This is a genomic window from Sphingomonas aerophila (genome assembly GCF_014199305.1).
GTDB lineage: Bacteria > Pseudomonadota > Alphaproteobacteria > Sphingomonadales > Sphingomonadaceae > Sphingomonas > Sphingomonas aerophila.
Genome location: NZ_JACIJK010000010.1, coordinates 84,542 through 102,333 on the forward strand (window position 1 = coordinate 84,542; position 17,792 = coordinate 102,333).

The 17,792-nt window shown below is 66.7% G+C and carries 18 protein-coding genes; 10 read left to right on the top strand and 8 right to left on the bottom strand.

What is annotated here, in order from left to right; all coding sequences use genetic code 11:
- Nucleotides 1–46: 46 nt before the first annotated feature.
- Both FHS94_RS15475 and FHS94_RS15480 read right to left on the bottom strand, forming a co-directional pair.
- Nucleotides 47–1,687 carry an alpha-amylase family glycosyl hydrolase gene (locus FHS94_RS15475; protein ID WP_184059502.1) on the bottom strand — a complete coding sequence of 547 codons (1,641 nt, stop codon included), beginning with the start codon at nt 1,685–1,687 and terminating at the stop codon, nt 47–49.
- 49 nt (nt 1,688–1,736) lie between these two features.
- Entirely contained in the window at nt 1,737–2,852 is a 1,116-nt protein-coding gene (locus FHS94_RS15480; protein ID WP_184059710.1) for a glycoside hydrolase family 130 protein, read from the bottom strand.
- A gap of 157 nt (nt 2,853–3,009) precedes the next feature.
- Between FHS94_RS15480 and FHS94_RS15485 the strand changes: the two genes are divergently transcribed.
- From FHS94_RS15485 to FHS94_RS15515, 7 genes are all read left to right on the top strand, one after another.
- On the top strand, nt 3,010–3,843 hold the full coding sequence (locus tag FHS94_RS15485; RefSeq protein ID WP_184059504.1) for an HpcH/HpaI aldolase/citrate lyase family protein: 834 nt from the start codon (nt 3,010–3,012) through the stop codon (nt 3,841–3,843).
- Nucleotides 3,840–5,987, top strand: a complete 2,148-nt coding sequence (locus tag FHS94_RS15490) for a penicillin acylase family protein (protein WP_184059506.1) — start codon at nt 3,840–3,842, stop codon at nt 5,985–5,987. Before FHS94_RS15485 ends, FHS94_RS15490 begins: the two co-directional genes overlap by 4 nt.
- Nucleotides 5,988–6,033: 46 nt before the next feature.
- Nucleotides 6,034–6,261 (top strand): hypothetical protein, encoded by a 228-nt coding sequence (locus FHS94_RS15495; RefSeq protein WP_184059508.1) that lies wholly within the window; start codon nt 6,034–6,036, stop codon nt 6,259–6,261.
- Between the two features lie 14 nt (nt 6,262–6,275).
- Complete coding sequence (locus tag FHS94_RS15500; protein WP_184059509.1) at nt 6,276–6,794, top strand: ferritin-like domain-containing protein; 519 nt, start codon at nt 6,276–6,278, stop codon at nt 6,792–6,794.
- 75 nt (nt 6,795–6,869) lie between these two features.
- Nucleotides 6,870–8,114, top strand: coding sequence for an NAD(P)/FAD-dependent oxidoreductase (locus FHS94_RS15505; protein WP_184059511.1), 1,245 nt, complete (start codon nt 6,870–6,872; stop codon nt 8,112–8,114).
- Nucleotides 8,115–8,207: 93 nt separating this feature from the next.
- Nucleotides 8,208–11,090 (top strand): TonB-dependent receptor, encoded by a 2,883-nt coding sequence (locus FHS94_RS15510; protein WP_184059512.1) that lies wholly within the window; start codon nt 8,208–8,210, stop codon nt 11,088–11,090.
- Nucleotides 11,091–11,115: 25 nt separating this feature from the next.
- Nucleotides 11,116–11,895: an SDR family oxidoreductase gene (locus FHS94_RS15515; RefSeq protein ID WP_184059514.1), complete on the top strand. Its 780-nt coding sequence runs from the start codon at nt 11,116–11,118 to the stop codon at nt 11,893–11,895.
- An 18-nt stretch (nt 11,896–11,913) separates the two neighbouring features.
- On the opposite strand, the gene FHS94_RS15520 is transcribed toward FHS94_RS15515, so the two are convergent.
- Nucleotides 11,914–12,609 (bottom strand): Crp/Fnr family transcriptional regulator, encoded by a 696-nt coding sequence (locus tag FHS94_RS15520; RefSeq protein ID WP_221234805.1) that lies wholly within the window; start codon nt 12,607–12,609, stop codon nt 11,914–11,916.
- Between the two features lie 311 nt (nt 12,610–12,920).
- Complete coding sequence (locus FHS94_RS15525) at nt 12,921–13,214, bottom strand: 4a-hydroxytetrahydrobiopterin dehydratase (protein WP_184059518.1); 294 nt, start codon at nt 13,212–13,214, stop codon at nt 12,921–12,923.
- 39 nt (nt 13,215–13,253) lie between these two features.
- Here FHS94_RS15525 and FHS94_RS15530 point away from each other — a divergent pair, with 39 nt between their 5' ends.
- From FHS94_RS15530 to FHS94_RS15540, 3 genes are read left to right on the top strand one after another with little or no spacing between them, the layout of a single operon-like run.
- Nucleotides 13,254–13,655 (top strand): metallopeptidase family protein, encoded by a 402-nt coding sequence (locus FHS94_RS15530; protein ID WP_246348654.1) that lies wholly within the window; start codon nt 13,254–13,256, stop codon nt 13,653–13,655.
- Between the two features lie 32 nt (nt 13,656–13,687).
- Nucleotides 13,688–14,224, top strand: coding sequence for an ABC transporter ATP-binding protein (locus FHS94_RS15535; RefSeq protein ID WP_246348655.1), 537 nt, complete (start codon nt 13,688–13,690; stop codon nt 14,222–14,224).
- A complete protein-coding gene (locus FHS94_RS15540; protein ID WP_184059522.1) occupies nt 14,221–14,871 on the top strand; it encodes a heme exporter protein CcmB in 651 nt (216 codons plus the stop codon). Before FHS94_RS15535 ends, FHS94_RS15540 begins: the two co-directional genes overlap by 4 nt.
- Before the next feature lie 123 nt (nt 14,872–14,994).
- Here FHS94_RS15540 and FHS94_RS15545 read toward each other — a convergent pair whose 3' ends face one another.
- From FHS94_RS15545 to thrC, 4 genes are read right to left on the bottom strand one after another with little or no spacing between them, the layout of a single operon-like run.
- Nucleotides 14,995–15,207: a hypothetical protein gene (locus FHS94_RS15545; RefSeq protein WP_184059524.1), complete on the bottom strand. Its 213-nt coding sequence runs from the start codon at nt 15,205–15,207 to the stop codon at nt 14,995–14,997.
- Between the two features lie 19 nt (nt 15,208–15,226).
- Nucleotides 15,227–15,418: a hypothetical protein gene (locus FHS94_RS15550; protein WP_184059526.1), complete on the bottom strand. Its 192-nt coding sequence runs from the start codon at nt 15,416–15,418 to the stop codon at nt 15,227–15,229.
- 42 nt (nt 15,419–15,460) lie between these two features.
- Complete coding sequence (locus FHS94_RS15555) at nt 15,461–16,345, bottom strand: RsmD family RNA methyltransferase (RefSeq protein ID WP_184059528.1); 885 nt, start codon at nt 16,343–16,345, stop codon at nt 15,461–15,463.
- Complete coding sequence (thrC, locus tag FHS94_RS15560) at nt 16,342–17,736, bottom strand: threonine synthase (protein WP_184059530.1); 1,395 nt, start codon at nt 17,734–17,736, stop codon at nt 16,342–16,344. Before thrC ends, FHS94_RS15555 begins: the two co-directional genes overlap by 4 nt.
- Nucleotides 17,737–17,792: the final 56 nt, after the last annotated feature.

Sequence of the window (17,792 nt, forward strand, 5' to 3'; positions counted from 1 at the left end):
CCAACCTCTTTGTGTCCACGGGCTGCGGCCTGTCGCAGAACACCGGTCAGGGCGCGGCGATGAAGACCAGCCCTTCGTTCGGTCGGAGCGTGAAAGGGCCGGCAACGGGTGGCGGAAGCGCTGCCAGGGTGGATGCGACGGGGTGCCACTCACCAGGCGGCGGCGTCAGCGGCGCGTCCGCGTTGCCGAGGTTGAGCGCGACGAGCACGTCCTCTCCACGGCGGTACGAAAGGACATTGGCTTCTGCATCGAGGAGTCGAAGGTCGCCTGTGGCAAGGGCAGGGTTTGAACGGCGAAGTCGAAGGAGATGGCGCACCAGCGACAGCATCGATCGCGGGTCCCCTTGCTCCGCGGCGATGTTGCGCGCCGGCCAGTCGGGGCCGAGCGGCAACCAGGGCGTACCGATGGTGAAGCCGGCGTTCTCGCTTGCGTCCCATGGCATGGGCGTGCGGACCGGATCGCGGCCAAGGCCGATGGCGGGCTCGCGCAGCTCACGCGGGTCCTGAACCTGATCCGCCGGGATCGCGACATCCGTCATGCCGAGCTCGTCGCCATAGTAGAGAGTCGGCGTCCCGCGCAGCGTGAGCAGCAGCATCTGCGCGACACGCGCCTGGGCCTCGCCCCGCTTGGTCGCGATGCGAGGGCGATCATGGTTGCCGAGCACCCAATTGGGCCAGCCATCGGCGGGCAACGCCGCCTCATAATCCAGGATCAGTTGATGCAGAGCGCGGGCGTTCCATGGCGCGTCGATCAACGTGAAGTTGAAGGGCAACTGCACCTCGGGCGCGTCGGCTGAGCCGTAATAGGTCATCAGCCGATCGAAGGGCAGGTAGATTTCCCCGATCAGCAGCGCGCCAAATTCGTCGCCGAGGGCCCGCATCCGGGCGGCGATCTCGTGTACCTCGGGCTGGTCGGTCGAGTGCGTCTGGTGAACGCGAAACATGTCGCCCATGCCGGGTTGCCAGTCGAGGTTGACCGGATTGTCGATGAACTCGGCGTGCTTCACCATGTGCCAGAGCACGTCGATACGAAAGCCGTCGACCCCGCGTTCATACCAGAAGCGCATCGCGGCAAGCATCGCCTCGATCACCTCGGGGTTGCGCCAGTTCAGGTCCGGCTGCTGCGGCAGGAAGGCGTGTGAATAATATTGGCCCGTCGCCTCGTCCCACTCCCAGGCCGGGCCGCCAAAGTCGCTGATCCAGTTGTTGGGCGGGCCGCCGTCCGGTGCCGGGTCTCGCCAGACATACCAGTCGCGCTTGGGATTGGTGCGCGAGGAACGGCTTTCCCGGAACCAGGGGTGCTGGTCAGAGGAGTGGTTGGGCACGAAATCGAGCAGCACTTTCAACCCGAGCCCGTGGGCGCTTTCGACCAGCCGGTCGAAGTCGGCCATCGTGCCGAATCGCGGGTCGATGCCGATATAGTCCGCTACGTCATAGCCGAAATCAGCCATGGGGGATGGGAAGATCGGGCTGATCCAGATCGCGTCGATGCCCAGGTCGGCAAGGTAGGGCAGGCGCGCCGTGATGCCCGGCAGATCGCCGATGCCGTCACCGTTCGTGTCCTGGAACGAGCGTGGATAGATCTGGTAGATCGTGCCCGACCGCCACCAATGATCGGCTGTCAGCTCGGGCTGATCCCCGCTTGATGCACCAGGTTGGTCGGCGGTGCTGCCGGGCTGGCTCGTCATGGCTTCTTTCCTTGTGCCGCGGCGTCACGACGACCCGGGGGCGGGACTCCTAGGCAAAGCGGGACCTGGGAACATAGGTGATCCGGCACGCGAGGTCGGCCTCCCCTGATGCGACGATCCAGTCGTCTCCGGCGTCGACCATCCCGGTTGAAAAAACGACCGGGGTGGGCAGGTAGAGCCGGTCGGCCATCGACGCGGTCAACGCGGGGTTCGCCTCGATCAGCGGCGTGTCGTCCTCGATGCGGAGCACGCGTCCCGGATCATCCCGGTCGTGGAGCGCCCAAAAGCTGCGATAAATGCCGACGGTCTCGCGCCGCTCCACACCGTGCCAGATGTGAAGCCAGCCATCGTTGGTCTGGACGGGCGGGGTGCCGCCGCCGACCTTCATGGCGCTGATCGACCCTTTTCGCGCGCGGATGCCGGGCGCTTCCATCGGCTTCCAGTGCAGCGCGTCGGGGGAGGTCGCGAGGTTGATCGAGGGGCCGCCGACATATGGAGCGTCCTCGGGATACGCGAAATAGACCTCTCCCAGTGGCCGGGTCAGCGCGACGAACTTGCCCGCGACCTTTCCCTGGAAAAACAGCATGTCCTTGTTCTGATGGTCGAGGATGATCCCCTGGAGCTGCCAGTCAAGGCCGTTGCCGCTGGTGTGGAGCGCGGTGCAGTGCCGCTCCGCCGACACGGAACATTCCGTCATGTAGTAGCGGCCGTCGATCAGGCTGATCCGCGCATCCTCGACGCCATAGTCCTGCCAGGTCGCGGCAGGTTCGATGGCGCGTTCATAGTGAACGGCCACCACCGAGCGGCCATCGGAAGACAGCTCCACGGGCAACAGCCAGGAGAGCGAGGTCAGCCCCAGCATCCGGTGAGCCAGGCCGCGCAGTTCGAACTGGCGGGGATCGCGCGTATCGACTCCGGCAAGGGAATGGCGGTCGAGCACATAGCCGTCGGGCGTCCAGCGGATGGCCCGGACATGGGACCCGTCGATCGGCTCCGACAAGGCCTCGGCCACCCGTACCATCAGCAGCAGATTGCCTGTGGGCAGGCGAGTGAAACCCGGATTGAACGCGCCGAGCACGAAGGTAGGCTCGGCAATGCCACGGCGAAGCGGCGAGCGTGCAAGGTCCACGTCGTCGGGAGTGAAGATAAGGAAGTCATCGGGCATCGTGGGCGGAAACGGGCCCTGCACGCCTGTGTTCCGCCGGCGTAGGCCTGAGTTCAGTCCTGACAAGGCGCGACGCGCCGGTAGTCAGGTCGTGTTCGGGCGCCGAACTCGCCGGGGGCGGTTGCATTGTGCAGGGCGCGCAGTGACAAACCCCTTCATGTCTCGACCCCGCCGCAGCGCCTTGTTTCTCCCAGCCTCAAACCCGCGTGCGATCGCGAAAGCACGGGGGCTGGATTGCGACGCGGTGATCCTGGACCTGGAGGATGCGGTCGCGCCGGACGCCAAGGCCGAGGCGCGAGCGGCCGCTGTTGAAGCGGTGCGCCAGGGCGACTGGGGTCATCGCGAAATCGTGGTGCGGGTGAACGCGGTCGAGACGGAGTGGGGCGCCACGGACCTCGCCGCTCTCGTGGGCAGCGGGATTGATGCGGTGTTGCTGCCCAAGCTGTCATCGCCCGATACGCTGGCGCAGGCCCGCGGCGCGCTGGGCGATCGCCCGGCCTTGTGGGCGATGATCGAAACGCCGCGTGGCGTGCTCGACCTGCCACGGATCGTCGATGCCGGGCAGGGCCTCGCCGTGCTGGTCGCGGGCACGAATGATCTTGCCAAGGAACTTCGCTGCCGACCGGGACCGGACCGCACGGCCCTGTTGCCGGCACTATCGCACATCGTGATCGCCGGCCGGGCTGCAGGGCTCATGGTGCTGGACGGGGTATCGAACGTGATCGGCGACCCGGATGCGGTGGAGGCGGAATGCCGACAGGGTCGCGACCTGGGCTTTGACGGCAAGTCACTGATCCACCCGAGCCAGATCGACCCCGCCAACCGCGTCTTCTCGCCCGACGAGGCAGAGGTCGAATGGGCGCGCAAGATAGTTGCCGCATTTGAAGGAGAGGAGCGCGGCGTGATCCGGCTGGATGGACAGATGGTGGAACGGCTTCATCTAGCCGATGCGGATCGCGTACTGAAGATTCACCGGGCTACCCGGCGATGAGGCGGTTGCTGCTGCTCGCGCCGCTGCTGTTGTCGGCTGCACCGGACCCTGAGGGCGCGCGACTGCGGGCCCGTGCCGACAGCGTGACCATTGCCCGTGACGACTGGGGCATCGCGCACATTCGCGGACAGACCGACGCCGACGCGGTATTCGGAATGATCTATGCCCAGGCCGAGGATGATTTCCCTCGGATCGAGGCCAATTACCTGACCGCGCTGGGCCGCACGGCGGAGGCGGACGGGGAGGGGGCGATCTGGGCGGACCTGCGCCAGAGGCTGTGGAACGACCCCGAACGGTTGAAGGCCGACTATGCCCGCGCCCCCGCCTGGCTGCGCAAGCTGTGCCAGGGCTGGGCGGACGGGCTGAACCTCTACCTTCAGACGCATCCGACCGTGCATCCGCGCGTGCTGACCCGGTTCGAGCCCTGGATGCCGCTCGCTTTCAGTGAGGGCAGCATCGGCGGTGACATCGAACGTGTGCCGCTGACGCAGTTGCGCTCTTTCTACGAGGGGCGGCAGCTTGCGTGGACCGCCGACGAGCGCGGTCGCATTTTCCACGAGCCAAAGGGATCAAACGGCATCGCGATCGCGCCGGCGCGGACGCGGGACGGCCACGCGTTGCTGCTGATCAACCCGCACACCAGCTTCTTCTTCCGTGCCGAGCAGCAGGTGACGAGTGGCGAGGGCCTGAACGCGTATGGCGCGGCAACCTGGGGCCAGTTCTTCATCTATCAGGGCTGGAATCCGGACGCCGGCTGGATGCACACGTCGAGCGGTGTCGATAATGTCGACGAGTTCGCGGAAGATGTGACGGGCAGCCGGTATCGCTATGGCCAGGAGCAGCGGCGACTGACCACGCGCGCGGTGACCATCCGGTTTCGTCGTGGCAATGGCTCGGTCGGATTGCGCACCTTCACGACCTACGCGACCCATCACGGGCCGATCACGCGCGCCGAAGGCGGACGCTGGATTGCGACGGCGCTGATGAACCGTCCGCTGGCAGCGCTGGAACAAAGCTTCCTGCGCACGAAAACGCGCAATCTTGCGGGCTATACCAAGGTCGCGGGCCTGCAGGCGAACTCGTCGAACAATACGCTGTTCGCGGACCGGAAAGGTGAGATCGCGTTCCTGATGCCGCAGTTCATGCCGGTACGCGATGCGCGATTTGATTATACCAGGCCCGTCGACGGCAGCGACCCGGCAACGGGCTGGCACGGGCTGCACAGCCTTTCGAGCCTGCCGCAGGCGGTTCAGCCCAGCAGCGGATGGGCGTACAACAGCAACGACGCACCCTGGAGCGCTGCGGGCGCGGGCAGCATCAACCAGGCGACCTATCCAGGGTATTTCGACCAGGTTGGCCGCAATGCCCGAACGTTGCATGCGCTGGAACTTCTTCAGAAGACAGCGCCGTCCCCCTGGACGCTGGACAAACTCGTCGGTGCTGCGTTCGACACGCGCCTGCCGGCCTTCGACATCCTGCTGCCACGACTGACGGCGGCATGGGCCACGCTTGCACCCTCTGATCCGCGTCGCGCCGCCTTGGCGCAGCCAGTCATGCTGCTGAAGAACTGGGACCGTCGCTGGGGCACTGAGTCGACCGCGACCTCGTTGGCGGTGTTCTGGGGTGAGGAACTGTTCGAGGCGACCGGCGGTGGCGGCGCGCGAAGCCTGGCGCGGTTCGACATGGCAGCCGCTGCGCCGGACGAAGTGCAGCTCGCGGTGCTGTCGCGTGCCGTGGCGCGGCTCAACGCCGACTTCGGTCGCTGGCAAGTGCCCTGGGGCGAGATAAACCGGTTCCAGCGCAACGACGGCGCCATCGTCCAGCGATTTGATGACAACAAGCCGTCGCTCCCGGTCGGCTTCCCGTCGGCGCAGTGGGGCACGCTAGCCTCGTTTGGAGGGAAGCGTTACCCGGGCACCCGGCGCTACTACGGCACCAGCGGCAACAGCTTTGTCGCGGCGGTGGAGTTCGGCCCCCGGGTGCGGGCGCGTGCGGTGACGGCGGGCGGCGAAAGCGGCGACCCTGCCTCACCCCACTTCAACGATCAGGCCACGCGCTACGCGACCGGCGCGCTTCGCCCCGTTTACTTTTGGCCCGACGAGCTGCGCGGCCATATCGAACGGGAATATCGACCGGGACGGTGAACGCCTTTCGCTCCAGCGCGTTGAGCCGCGCAAGGGAGACGATCCGATGCGCGATAACAGCGGCAAGGGCGAGGCGGCCAGCCAGACCCGCGACCCTACGCTCGACGAGAATAGCGGCGGGACCGGCAATCGTGGCGCCGACTTCACCGAAGGCGCCGAATTCGACCTTGGTCGCTCGGAAGAGCCCGGTGCCAAGCATTCCCCCAGCGATCGTGGCCGCGGCGAAACCGCCGATGCGCAGAACGGCGCCCCCATCGACATCAGCCAAGCCTGAGGAGCAGATCTACAATGGCAAGCTATTCCCCCGACGTGTTGCAGTCCGTTTTCGTTACCGGCCTGAAGAATGTGCATGGTGTCGAGCATCAGGCGCTGTCGCTGATTGATCGGCAGCTCGACCACCTGGAAAATTATCCGGAAGTGGCCGACATGCTGCGCCGACACCGCGTGGAAACCGAACAGCAGATCGAGCGCGTCGATACGATCCTGCAGGGCTTTGGTGAAACTCCGTCGAGCCTGAAGGACGCGGTGCTAAGCTTCACGGGAAACATGGCCGCGCTTGCCCACCTGCCCGCGCCCGACGAAATCCTGAAGAACAGCTTCGCGAACCAGGCGTTCGAGAATTTCGAAATGGCGGCCTACACGTCGCTGATCGCGCTGGCGGAGGCGGGCTTTGCCAACACCGTGTCGGCACTTCGTCAGTCGCTGACCGAAGAGCAGCGCACGGCGCAGTGGTTTGCGGACAATATTCCGAACATCACCCTGAAATATGTGTCGCTTCGCGCGGAAGGCGAAACGGCAAGCCATTGATCGTGCGTTCTGCCCCGGCCTGACGCTGGGGCAAATCGCTGGCAGGGTTACCTTGCTTGGGGTAGCGGCTCGGGAATGAACGAGCCGCTACCCCTTGTCTTTGATGTCCTGATCGTCGGCGCGGGCCATGGTGGCGCCGCTTGTGCCATCGCGCTGCGCCAGGTGGGGTTTGCGGGCACGATCGGGCTGGTCGGCGATGAGCCCGAACTGCCTTACGAGCGGCCGCCGCTCTCCAAGGAGTATCTGTCGGGCGAAAAGCCGTGGGAGCGGCTGCTGATCCGGCCCGCCAGCTTCTGGACGGAACGCGCGATAACTCTGCTGCCGGGCCGGCGCGCGGTATCGGTGGACTCCGACGCACGCACCGTGTCGGCCGAAAGTGGCGAAACCTTTGGGTATCGAAAGCTGGTCTGGGCAACGGGCGGATCACCGCGGCGCCTGACCTGTGACGGGCATGACGCGGTCGGCGTGCATGCAATCCGCACGCGCGCCGATGTCGACCGCCTGATTGGTGAGTTGCCCGGCGTCACCAAGGCCGTGGTGATCGGCGGCGGTTATATCGGGCTGGAAGCGGCGGCGGTGTTGCGCAAGCTGGACAAGGCGGTGACGCTGGTGGAGGCGCAATCGCGCGTGCTGGCGCGGGTCGCCGGCGAGGATCTGTCGCGCTTCATCGAAGCTGAGCATCGTGCGCAGGGCGTCGATCTTCGCGTTGGGACCGGCGTGGAAAGCATTGTCGAGGAAGATGGCCGCGCGACGGGGGTGCGCATGGCGGATGGCGAACTCCTGACGTGCGAGTTGGTCATCATAGGCGTCGGGATCGAGCCTGTGGTGGCCCCGCTCTTGGCTGCCGGGGCCGAAGCGGCGGGCGGCGGGGTCGTGGTCGACGCGCATTGCCGCACGACCTTGGTTGACGTGTACGCGATCGGCGATGGTGCCGCACGGCCGAGCCGCTGGGCCGGAGGGGCGACCCTGCGCATCGAGTCCGTCCAGAACGCGACCGATCAGGCCACCTGCGTCGCCAAGCTGATCGCCGGTGCCAGCGAGGCCCCCTATGACGCAGTGCCCTGGTTCTGGTCCAACCAGTACGACCTGAAGCTGCAAACGGTGGGCCTGTCCGTCGGTTATGACGCGACCGTGCTGCGCGGCGATCCCGCCACGCGCAGCTTTTCGGTCGTGTACCTGCATGAAGGGCGCGTGGTCGCGCTCGACTGCATCAACGCGACGCGTGATTATGTGGGCGGGCGTGCGCTGGTCGTGAACGGGGCCACGCCCGATCGGTCGGTGCTGGCTGACCCAGCGGTGGCGCTCAAGACACTGGCGTGACGCGTTCAGCACAGGTGAACCCTGGGTCGGCATAGTCTTGCGACAAATCGCGGCTAGGTGACGCGGTTCGTTGAGTAACAGGGCAGGAACATCATGGCATTCTGGGGTATCGGACTGGCGGCGCTTGCCGTGAGCCAGGCAGCAGCGGCGCAGCAAGCGCCAGCGCCCGTGCCGGCACCAGCCCCCGCTGCGCCGGTGGTCCAGGAGGACCCCGCTGCATCCGCGCCAGCAGCCGAGAATGGCCCCGCGACCCCGCCCGAGGCGCAACAGGGTGCCGCGCAGGCGGAGGACACGCCCGAGGAGCCGGACGTCATCGTTCGCGGCACGCGTACGCTGCCCGGCGCCGTGATCGGCGACATTCCTCCCGAAGAGCAGCTGGGGCCGGCGGACATCCGGTCCTATGGGGTCAGTTCGGTCGCGGACCTGCTGAACGAGCTTGCGCCACAAACGCGCAGCGGGCGCGGATCGGGCGGTGCCCCGGTGGTGCTGGTCAACGGCCGGCGCATCTCAGGCGTTCAGGAGATCCGCGACCTGCCGACGGAGGCGATCGCGCGCGTCGACATTCTGCCGGAGGAGGTCGCGCTGAAATATGGCTATCGCGCCGATCAGCGGGTGGTGAACTTCGTGCTGCGCCGCCGCTTCCGTGCGGCAACGGTGGAACTGGCGGACCGCGTCGCGACGGAGGGGGGCCGTAACCAGGCCAATCCCGAACTCGACCTGTTGTCGATCCGCGGCCAGGGGCGCGCGAACCTGCATCTGGAATACCAGGAAAGCTCCGGCCTGACCGAGGCGGAGCGGGGCATCACTCAGCAATCGGGACAGCTCTCGCCGGGTGGCACCGTGACCGCCGCCGCGGGAGCGCTCGATCCGCGGCTGGGCGGCGCCACCACGACGCCGGTGCCAGGGACCGCGGCAACCGGGACGCCGACCTTTGCCGATTTCTCGGCAGCAACGGGCAGCACGGGCAGCGGGGATCTGGGCGCGTTCCGCTCGCTGCTTGCCAGCCAGCAGCAATTCAACGCCAATGCCGTGTACGCCCGCACGCTGGGCACAATTGGCGCGACGCTGAATGGCACGCTGGAGGTGACCAACACCGACAGCCTGCAGGGCCTTGCCGGCGCGAGCATCCCGGTGCCTGCCGGCAATCCATTCAATCCCTTTGCGGGCGCGGTCACGGTCAACCGCGCGCTCGGCGAGTTCGACCCACTTCGCCAGAGCAGCCAGTCGATCGCGGCACATCTGGGCGCCAGCGCCAACGGCGCGCTCGGGCGCGGGTGGCTGTGGTCTCTGACCGGGAACTATGACCGGACGACCAGCGATACGGTAACCGAGCTCGGCTTCGACTTGTCCGCTTACCGCGCGCGAGTCGCGGCAGATGATCCGCTCGCCAACCCTTATGCCCTGTTGGCGGCGCGCAATGTCGGCGTGCTGCCCGCCAACAGCGCGCACTCGCTCACATCGCAGGGTGGCCTGGACGCTCTAGTGACGGGATCGCCGTTCAGCCTGCCCGCAGGGCCGGTTACGACCAGCATCCGCATCGGCGCGACCACCAGTGACCTCAACAGCCGCTCCTTCAGGTCGGGGCTGGTCACGCGCGGTGACGTGTCGCGTGACGTGGGATCGGGGCAGGTCAATGTCGACCTGCCGATCAGCAGCCGCACGCGCGGCGTGCTGAGCGCGATCGGCAGCCTGTCGCTGAACGGCAATTTCGGCATCGACCAGGTGTCGAACTTCGGCACGCTGACCACGGTCGGCTATGGCGCCAACTGGTCGCCCATCGATGCGTTGCGGATCATTGCATCCCATACCGACGACGAGAACGCGCCGGGTGCCGGGCAACTCGGCAACCCAACCGTGGTCACGCCGGGCGTGCGGGTGTTTGACTATGTTCGCGGCACCACGGCGACCATCACGCGGGTCAGCGGTGGCAATCCCGACCTGCTCGCCGACAACCGCCACACCACCAAGATCGGGGTCACGGCCAAGCCGCTGAAGACCACCGAGCTGACACTCAGCGCCAATTACATCCGCCAGCGGACCGACAACGTCATTGCGGGCTTCCCAACGCCCACCGCCGCGATCGAGGCGGCATTTCCGCAGCGTTTCGTGCGCGACGCGAACGGGCAGTTGCTGAGCCTTGATTCCCGACCGATCAACTTCGCGCGGTCCGAACGATCCGAGCTGCGCTATGGCTTTGACCTGTCGTTCCCGATCAAGTCGCAACTGCAAAGGCAGATCGAGGCGTTCCGCGCCGGGACTGGGCCGAACCCGTTCGCAGGGCTTCGCTTCCCCGGCGGGCAAGGGCGTGCCGGCGCGACCGGTGGACAGCAGCCGAGCGGGCAGCAAACTGGTCAGCCAGGGGCGACCCCACAGGCCGGAGGACAGGAGGGTGGCGGCCTTGGCGGCCGCGGTCCGGGTGGCGGAGGTTTTGGGGGTGGCGGTTTTCGTGGCCGGGGCGGCGGTTTTGGTGGCCGCGGCGGCGCGGGCGGAGGACGGATCCAGTTCGCGCTTTACCACACCTGGCACTTCACCGACCGGGTGGACATCGGCACCAGCGGGCCGTTCCTCGACCTGCTCAACGGCGATGCGATCGGCCAGTCGGGCGGGTCGTCGCGTCACGAGCTGGAAGGGCAGGCGGGATATTCGAACAACGGGCTCGGCGCACGGCTGTCCGTCAACTTCCGCAGTGCCACCACCGTCAATGGGGGTACGCTGGCCAACCCGACGCAACTCGACTTTTCGAGCCTGACCACCGCCAATCTCCGCCTGTTCGCGGATCTGGGCAACCGCATCGACCTGTTGCGCAAGCAACCCTGCCTGCGCGGTACGCGGGTATCGCTGTCGTTCGACAATGTGTTCAACCAGCGCCAGACGGTTCGCGACGGGGCAGGGGCGACGCCGGTCAGTCTACAGCCGGGCTATCTCGACCCGCTTGGCCGCTCCGTACGGTTGTCCATTCGCAAACTGTTCTTCTAGGGTCGCCCGGACAGGGGAGGGCTTCATGGCAGAGCGCAAGGCGATCTTCATCACCGGCGGCGCGTCGGGTATCGGCCGGGCAACCGCACGCCTGTTTGCCGCGCGTGGCTGGCTGGTCGGGCTGGCCGACGTGAACGAGGCGGGCCTGGCGGAGACGGCGGCATTGCTGCCGGCGGGCGCTGCCGAGCAATATGTCATGGATGTGCGGGATCGTGACGCGTGGGAGCGTAGCCTGGCCGCGTTCACGATCGTCAGCGGCGGTCGGCTCGACGTGCTGCACAACAATGCGGGTATCGGCACCGGTGGCCCGTTCGCCAGCGCAAGCTTTGCAGAGATCGACCGCACGGTGGAGATCAACTTCGTCGGCGTGCTCAACGGAGCGCGGATCGGTTACGCGTACCTGGCCAAAACGCCGGGATCCTGCCTGCTCAATACCGCGTCGGCGTCGGCCATCTATGGCTCATCCGGGCTCGCAACATATTCGGCCACCAAGTTCGCCGTGCGAGCGCTGACGGAGGCGCTGGACGGTGAGTGGTTCGGGGCAGGGATCAAGGTCCGTAGCCTGATTCCCAGCTTCATCGAAACCCCGCTGCTCGACACGGTGCCCGAGGGTAGCAACCGGACGATCCGCGACCGTGTGACCGGCGCCGGGTTGGAACTGACCGACGTGGAGGAAGTCGCGAAGGCGGCATGGCGCGCAGTTCATGGCCGGGCGGTCCACACCTATGTGGGCAAAACGGCGCACCGCCTGCGCTTTGCCGCCCGCTGGTTTCCGTATGCCCTGCGCCGGCGGAGCCGGCGATAACTCCAGTGATCGGGCGCCCTAGTTCCGGCTAGGGGCAACCGGCATGGGCGGCAATGCGCTCCACGGCCGCACCGTCGTCGTGGAGCGATCAATGGCGCTGCGCAGCGACGGCAAGTCGGGCAGCGTGATCTGGCCGGCAATCCAGCAAAGCTCGCCAATCCGACGCGATTGCTGCACCATGCGATTCACATGGACCGAGGTCAGCCCGAGCGCGTCCGCCGTGATCTCCTGCGTCAAGGGGAAGGCGAAGCTGTTGCCTTCCACCAATCCCGCCAGCGACAATCGTTCGAAAAGCTCGATGATCAGGTCCAGGATACGCTCGCGCGCCGTGAACCGGCCCAGACGGATGATTTGCGCGACCAGGCACGCTTCATCCAGCGCGCCACTGATCGAGTAGGCCCGCTCCAGATCAGGCAGTTCGGTGCTGTCGGGAAGGGGGCAGACTTGTACATCGGTCAGCGCCACCACCGTCGACGTCGCGACCGGGTCGGGGTAGGTGTAATGGCCCATTATGTCGCCCGGCAGCACAAAGCTGATGAACTGTCGGCGCCCGTCATGCAGCACGCGGACGCGCGCCGCCCAGCCGTTTAGGAGCAGCAGGGGCGACCGGATCGCCTGGCCTTCGGTTTGAAGCTCACGCCGTGCGCCGACGGGGTATGACAGCGACGCAGCCTCAACGATCGCGACTTTCGACCGGTCATCCAAGGAACTCAAGGCGTCCAGCCGTAACAACGCTGGCGTTGGGCTGGCTTTGTCGCGTGGAGACACCCTCATGATGCAATCCTCGCCGTCCGAGGCAGAGCACCGCCTCTCGTCCCCACGGCAGGGCCGCGCGCACTCGCGATGCCTTCGCGCCGAAAGCATGTTCTTCCCTGACGATGATGTTCGATCGTCATGTGCCCTCGATGCCGTCGCGGCGGAAAACCTGTGCCGGGGTGGAACGGGTATTCGGCCGTGCGTATCGTAATCACTAGTTAAGAATAAGCACTGTCGCCTTGATGTAGGTTGCGGCGGCAGTAAGCCGGTCAATCTCCGACAATGGCATCGATAGCTTCGGCCAGCTCGATGTCGCGCGAGGACAGGCCGCCCGCATCATGGGTAGTGAGCGTCATATCGACCCTGTTATAGACGTTAGACCATTCGGGATGGTGGTTCATCCGCTCCGCGATCAGGGCGACCTGAGTCATGAATCCAAATGCCTCGACGAAGTCAGCAAAGACCAACTGCCGCGTGATCGCGTCGCGCGCATCGTTGAAGTCCCATTCGGGCAGGCCGTCCAGTGCATCGGCTCGCTCGGTTTCGTTCAACGGTTCGATCATGTGTTGGCCCTCCCTGGCCCTATCGCTATGCCAGCACGGATGAGCGGACAAGGTGGCAGTGCGCCCGATGCCGGCGCCATCGAGGCGATCGCCCGCGACACGGTGGCGCGGCTTCCTGCCGCGTTTCGCGCGCACCTGGGCGATGTTGTGCTGATCGTGGAAGAATGGGCCGACGAGGAAACGCTGAACGCGCTCGGGGTCGAGCACCCGCTCGACCTGACCGGCCTATACCATGGGCAACCGATCGGGGAAAAATCGTCCATGGCGTCGGGTGCGATGCCGGACCGCATTCACCTGTATCGCCGCGCGATCCTGGATGAATGGATCGAGACCGGAGTGAGGCTGGACGATCTGGTGCGTCATGTCACGATCCACGAGATCGGCCAACATTTCGGGCTTAGCGATGCCGACATGCACGCGCTGGAAAGCGAAGCGGATTGACCGCCGCCGCCCGTGAAGGGCTGGGAGAGCTCTTGTTGCTCGAGAGGGTCGCCGTCGCACGCGGCGGGCGCGAGCTGGTGCGCGACCTGTCGCTTGCACTCGGACCGGGCGATGCTGCGCTGGTCACCGGCCCGAACGGCGCGGGTAAATCGAGCCTTATCCGCGTGTGTGCCGGGTTGCTCCGTCCTGTCGCGGGCCGCGTGGCGGCGTCGACCAGCGCGCTGGCCGATGCGCGGTTGGCCTTGGATGAGGAGCGGCCGCTCCAACGCGCGCTCGCTTTCTGGGGTGGCACTGTCGAGGACGCGCTTCGCGCGCTGAACCTGCTCGCACTCGCCGACGTGCCGGTTCGGTTCCTGTCCACGGGTCAGCGTCAACGTGCCAACCTGGCACGAGTGGTCGCAAGCGGCGCGCCCCTTTGGTTGCTCGACGAGCCGATAAACGGCCTCGACGCAGAGTCGACCGACGTGATCGAGACGCTGGTCGCCAGCCATCGGGCGAATGGTGGCGCGGTGGTGGTGGCGACGCACATTCCGATGTCGCTGCCCGGCGCGACGGAGTTGCGTTTGTGAGTGGCGTCGGCGCGCGGGCGCTGGTGGCGCGCGAACTGCGGCGTGCCTGGACCGGGGGCGGTCTGGTCACGCCGGTCGTCTTTTTCCTGCTGGTCGCGGTGCTGTTCCCCTTTGCCGTCGGGCCCGATGCAAGGCTGTTGGCGCGGGTGGGCGGCGGCGTGATCTGGGCTGCGGCGCTGCTCGCGGCGCTTCTCCCGGTGGAGCGGTTGGTCGGGCCGGACCTGGAAGCGGGCGTGCTGGATCAGCTTGCCGTGCGTGGCGTGCCCCTGCCGGGCGTGATGCTGGCCAAGATCGCCGCGCATTGGCTTGGCTTTGCACCCGCGTTGATGCTGGCGGCCGTGATCGCGGCGGGGCTGCTCGGCCTCTCGGTAGAGACGCTGGTGCGGGTGGAGGCAGGGCTTGTTATCGGAACTGCCGGGCTTGCGGCGCTGGCCGTCGCGACGGGAGCGCTGACGGCCGGGCTGCGCGGGGCGGGTGCGCTTGCCGGGTTGCTGATGCTGCCGCTCGCAGTGCCGCTGCTGATCTTCGGCGCGGGTGCCGTGACAGACGGGACGGGGGCGCTGAAGCTGCTTGCCGCGGTCAGCCTGCTCTACTTGGCTGGCGCACCGCCGGTGGCGGCAGCTGCCGTCCGCGCGGGCATGGACTAGCGGCAGCCTAGCAACGCCCGTGATGGACATAATGGCGCGACCGCGGTCGGGAGAGCCTTGAACCGCGCGCCGGCCCCCTTGACCTGATCGCGCTGGGCTGGCCCCCTAAGCCGCTGTGAACACTCATCTCTCGCCCGGCGTCTCCTCAACGTCAGGTTTCAGGCCGGCATCGCTTGTAACGGTGCCGCTGGGCAGTTGCTTGCCGAGCGCTTCTTCGCCTTCGCGGGTATACGCCTGGCCGGAATAGCTGTCGGGATCGTCCGTGACGGCGCCCGTGCGGCGTTCTGGGTCGATCCAGTCGTGTTTGGGATCATCGGGCCTGCTGGAGTCGGTCATCATTGGATCTCCTGAGTTGTCAGCCAACCGCAGGCGAATGGGAAAGGCCGATCGCGTCACCGCCCGAACCTTCGCCCGCGCGCGTTACCTTGATCCCTCCCTCGGCCAGGTCATCTGACCCGGCGGGCGCGGCAGGATCCTGGTCGCGTCCGGCCGCGGCAAGGTCGGCAACCTTGGGATTACCCGGTTTGGGATTGGTCTGGTCTGTCACAACACCGCTCCTGCGTGTGACACCATTAACGCGCGGGATCGTTCAGCGTTGCCAGCGCGCCCAGATTGCGGTCGGAAGCACCAGCCCGCGCGCTTCTTCGCGCACGCCAAGCTCGCCTGCCTCCACGGTGCCGGGCAGGTCGGCAAAGGCCTGGCGCACCAGTTCGCCGATCGCCAGCGCACTCATCCGCACCGCATAGACAGTCAGGAACAGGAAGCGGGATCGCTCGTCGAGCAAGCGGCGGCAATCAGCGACGAGGGGCGCGAGATCCTCTTCGAGCCGCCAGATCTCGCCTTCAGGCCCGCGGCCATATTTGGGAGGGTCAAGCAGGATACCGTCATACCGGCGGCCGCGGCGTACCTCACGGCTGACAAACTTGGCGGCGTCGTCGATCAGCCAGCGAACGGGCGCGTCGGAAAGGCCGGAAAGCTGCGCGTTGGCGCGGGCCGCTTCGACCGACTTCTTGGACGCATCAACGTGGACCATGCGTACGCCCTGGCTGGCCAACGCCAGCGTGCCGACACCCGTATAGCCAAACAGGTTCAGGCATTCGGGCGCGTCATGCCCATCCAATTGCCCGCGCATCCATGCCCAGACCGGCGCCATGTCGGGAAAGAAGCCGAGGTGTCGGAACGGGGTGCACTGCGCCGTGAAGCGGGCTTCGTGCCAGCGGAGCGGCCAACCATCGCGCGGGACGGGCTCGGCGAAGTTCCAGCGACCGCCTCCCTCCTCGTCGGAACCGGGCACGAACTCGGCATGAGGGCGCAAGTGCGGCGCCTGCCAGTCGGCGTGCGCTGGCGCCCACATCGCTTGCGGCTCCGGTCGGACGAAGCGAAATCGGCCATAGCGTTCGAGCTTGCGGCCGTTCCCGCAGTCGAGCAGCCCGTAATCGGGCCATGGTTCGCCCACCAATGCTTCAAGCTTCATGCGGACGGCACCGCGCGTTCGCAGATGTACGCCGACACCGCATCATAGGTAGCGGGGAGAGTGACGAACCGCTCCTCGCGGTCGAACAAGTCGCCGACACGGGCGGGCAGTGCCGGGCGGCCGCCCGTCGCCTGCTCCACCGCGTCGGGGAACTTGGCGGGATGGGCGGTGGCGAGCGTCACCACTGGGACATCGAGCCCGGCGCGCCGCGCCGCTGCAAGCGCGACGGCGGTGTGCGGGTCGATCACTTCACCGGCCTGCGAGAAGGCCCAGCGCATCGCGCCGGTCATGGCGTGGGCGTCGACGCGATCGCTCGACAACAATCCAGCGTGTCCCTCGCTTTGCGCATTGGTCAGTCGCATCACGCCGGTCCGCTCGAACTCGGCCATTTGCTGCGCCAGCGCCCGACCGTCGCGCCCGCCGGCATCGAACAACAGGCGTTCGAAATTGGAGGATACCTGGATGTCCATCGACGGCGTGGCGGTCTGCTGCACGCTGCCCTTGGAATAGTCACCCGACGCGATGGCGCGATGGAGGATGTCGTTGACGTTGGTGGCGACGATAAGTCGCTGGATCGGCAACCCCATCCGGCTAGCAACATAGCCCGCGAACACGTCGCCGAAATTGCCCGTCGGTACGGAGAAGGCGACCCGCCCCTCGGGAGCGCCGAGACGGACCGCGGCGTAGAAGTAATAGACCACTTGCGCCATCAGCCGGGCCCAGTTGATCGAGTTCACCGCCGACAGGCTGAACCGGTCCGCGACCGCGCGGTCGTTGAACATGGCCTTGACCAGCGCCTGCGCGGTGTCAAAGTCGCCCTCGATCGCGATGTTGTGGACGTTGGGGGCGAGCACGGTGGTCATTTGCCGCCGCTGTACGTCCGACACGCGCCCGACGGGGTGGAGCATGAAGATGTCCACGCCATCACGGCCCGCTACCGCGTCAATCGCGGCAGAGCCGGTGTCTCCGCTGGTCGCGCCAACAATGGTCAGGTGTTGATTGGTGCCCGCCAGGAACCGCTCGAACAACAGGCCGAGCAGTTGCAGTGCCACGTCCTTGAAGGCGAGCGTTGGGCCATGGAACAGCTCCAGCAACCAATGCTGGTGATCGATCTGGACGAGCGGGGTGACTGCCGCGTGGGAGAAGCGGCCATAGGCTGCCTCGCACAATTGCCGCAGCTCCGCTTCCGCCAGGTCATCCCCGACAAAGGGCAGCATGACGCGGACAGCCGTTTCCGCATAGGACAGCCCAGCCAACGCTCCGATCTCGGCAGGCGACATGGTGGGCCAGGCGTCGGGCAGGTACAGGCCGCCGTCAGAGGCGAGCCCGGTCAGGGTTGCTTCGCGAAAGCCGATGGCCGGCGCGGTCCCGCGGGTGCTGACATAGCGCATCCGAGCGGACCTAGCCGGGCCGGCGCAGCGCCACAACCCAGGGCGGCTCAGGCCGA

Excerpts from the sequence above, each read along its gene's own strand:
- FHS94_RS15525 (WP_184059518.1), bottom strand. The coding sequence starts at position 13,214 with ATGATCGAACCGTTGAACGAAACCGAGCGAGCCGATGCACTGGACGGC.
- FHS94_RS15515 (WP_184059514.1), top strand. The coding sequence starts at position 11,116 with ATGGCAGAGCGCAAGGCGATCTTCATCACCGGCGGCGCGTCGGGTATC.
- FHS94_RS15480 (WP_184059710.1), bottom strand. The coding sequence starts at position 2,852 with ATGCCCGATGACTTCCTTATCTTCACTCCCGACGACGTGGACCTTGCA.
- FHS94_RS15510 (WP_184059512.1), top strand. The coding sequence starts at position 8,208 with ATGGCATTCTGGGGTATCGGACTGGCGGCGCTTGCCGTGAGCCAGGCA.
- FHS94_RS15485 (WP_184059504.1), top strand. The coding sequence starts at position 3,010 with ATGTCTCGACCCCGCCGCAGCGCCTTGTTTCTCCCAGCCTCAAACCCG.
- FHS94_RS15555 (WP_184059528.1), bottom strand. The coding sequence starts at position 16,345 with ATGAAGCTTGAAGCATTGGTGGGCGAACCATGGCCCGATTACGGGCTG.
- thrC (WP_184059530.1), bottom strand. The coding sequence starts at position 17,736 with ATGCGCTATGTCAGCACCCGCGGGACCGCGCCGGCCATCGGCTTTCGC.
- FHS94_RS15500 (WP_184059509.1), top strand. The coding sequence starts at position 6,276 with ATGGCAAGCTATTCCCCCGACGTGTTGCAGTCCGTTTTCGTTACCGGC.
- FHS94_RS15530 (WP_246348654.1), top strand. The coding sequence starts at position 13,254 with ATGAGCGGACAAGGTGGCAGTGCGCCCGATGCCGGCGCCATCGAGGCG.
- FHS94_RS15490 (WP_184059506.1), top strand. The coding sequence starts at position 3,840 with ATGAGGCGGTTGCTGCTGCTCGCGCCGCTGCTGTTGTCGGCTGCACCG.
- FHS94_RS15475 (WP_184059502.1), bottom strand. The coding sequence starts at position 1,687 with ATGACGAGCCAGCCCGGCAGCACCGCCGACCAACCTGGTGCATCAAGC.
- FHS94_RS15505 (WP_184059511.1), top strand. The coding sequence starts at position 6,870 with ATGAACGAGCCGCTACCCCTTGTCTTTGATGTCCTGATCGTCGGCGCG.
- FHS94_RS15545 (WP_184059524.1), bottom strand. The coding sequence starts at position 15,207 with ATGACCGACTCCAGCAGGCCCGATGATCCCAAACACGACTGGATCGAC.
- FHS94_RS15495 (WP_184059508.1), top strand. The coding sequence starts at position 6,034 with ATGCGCGATAACAGCGGCAAGGGCGAGGCGGCCAGCCAGACCCGCGAC.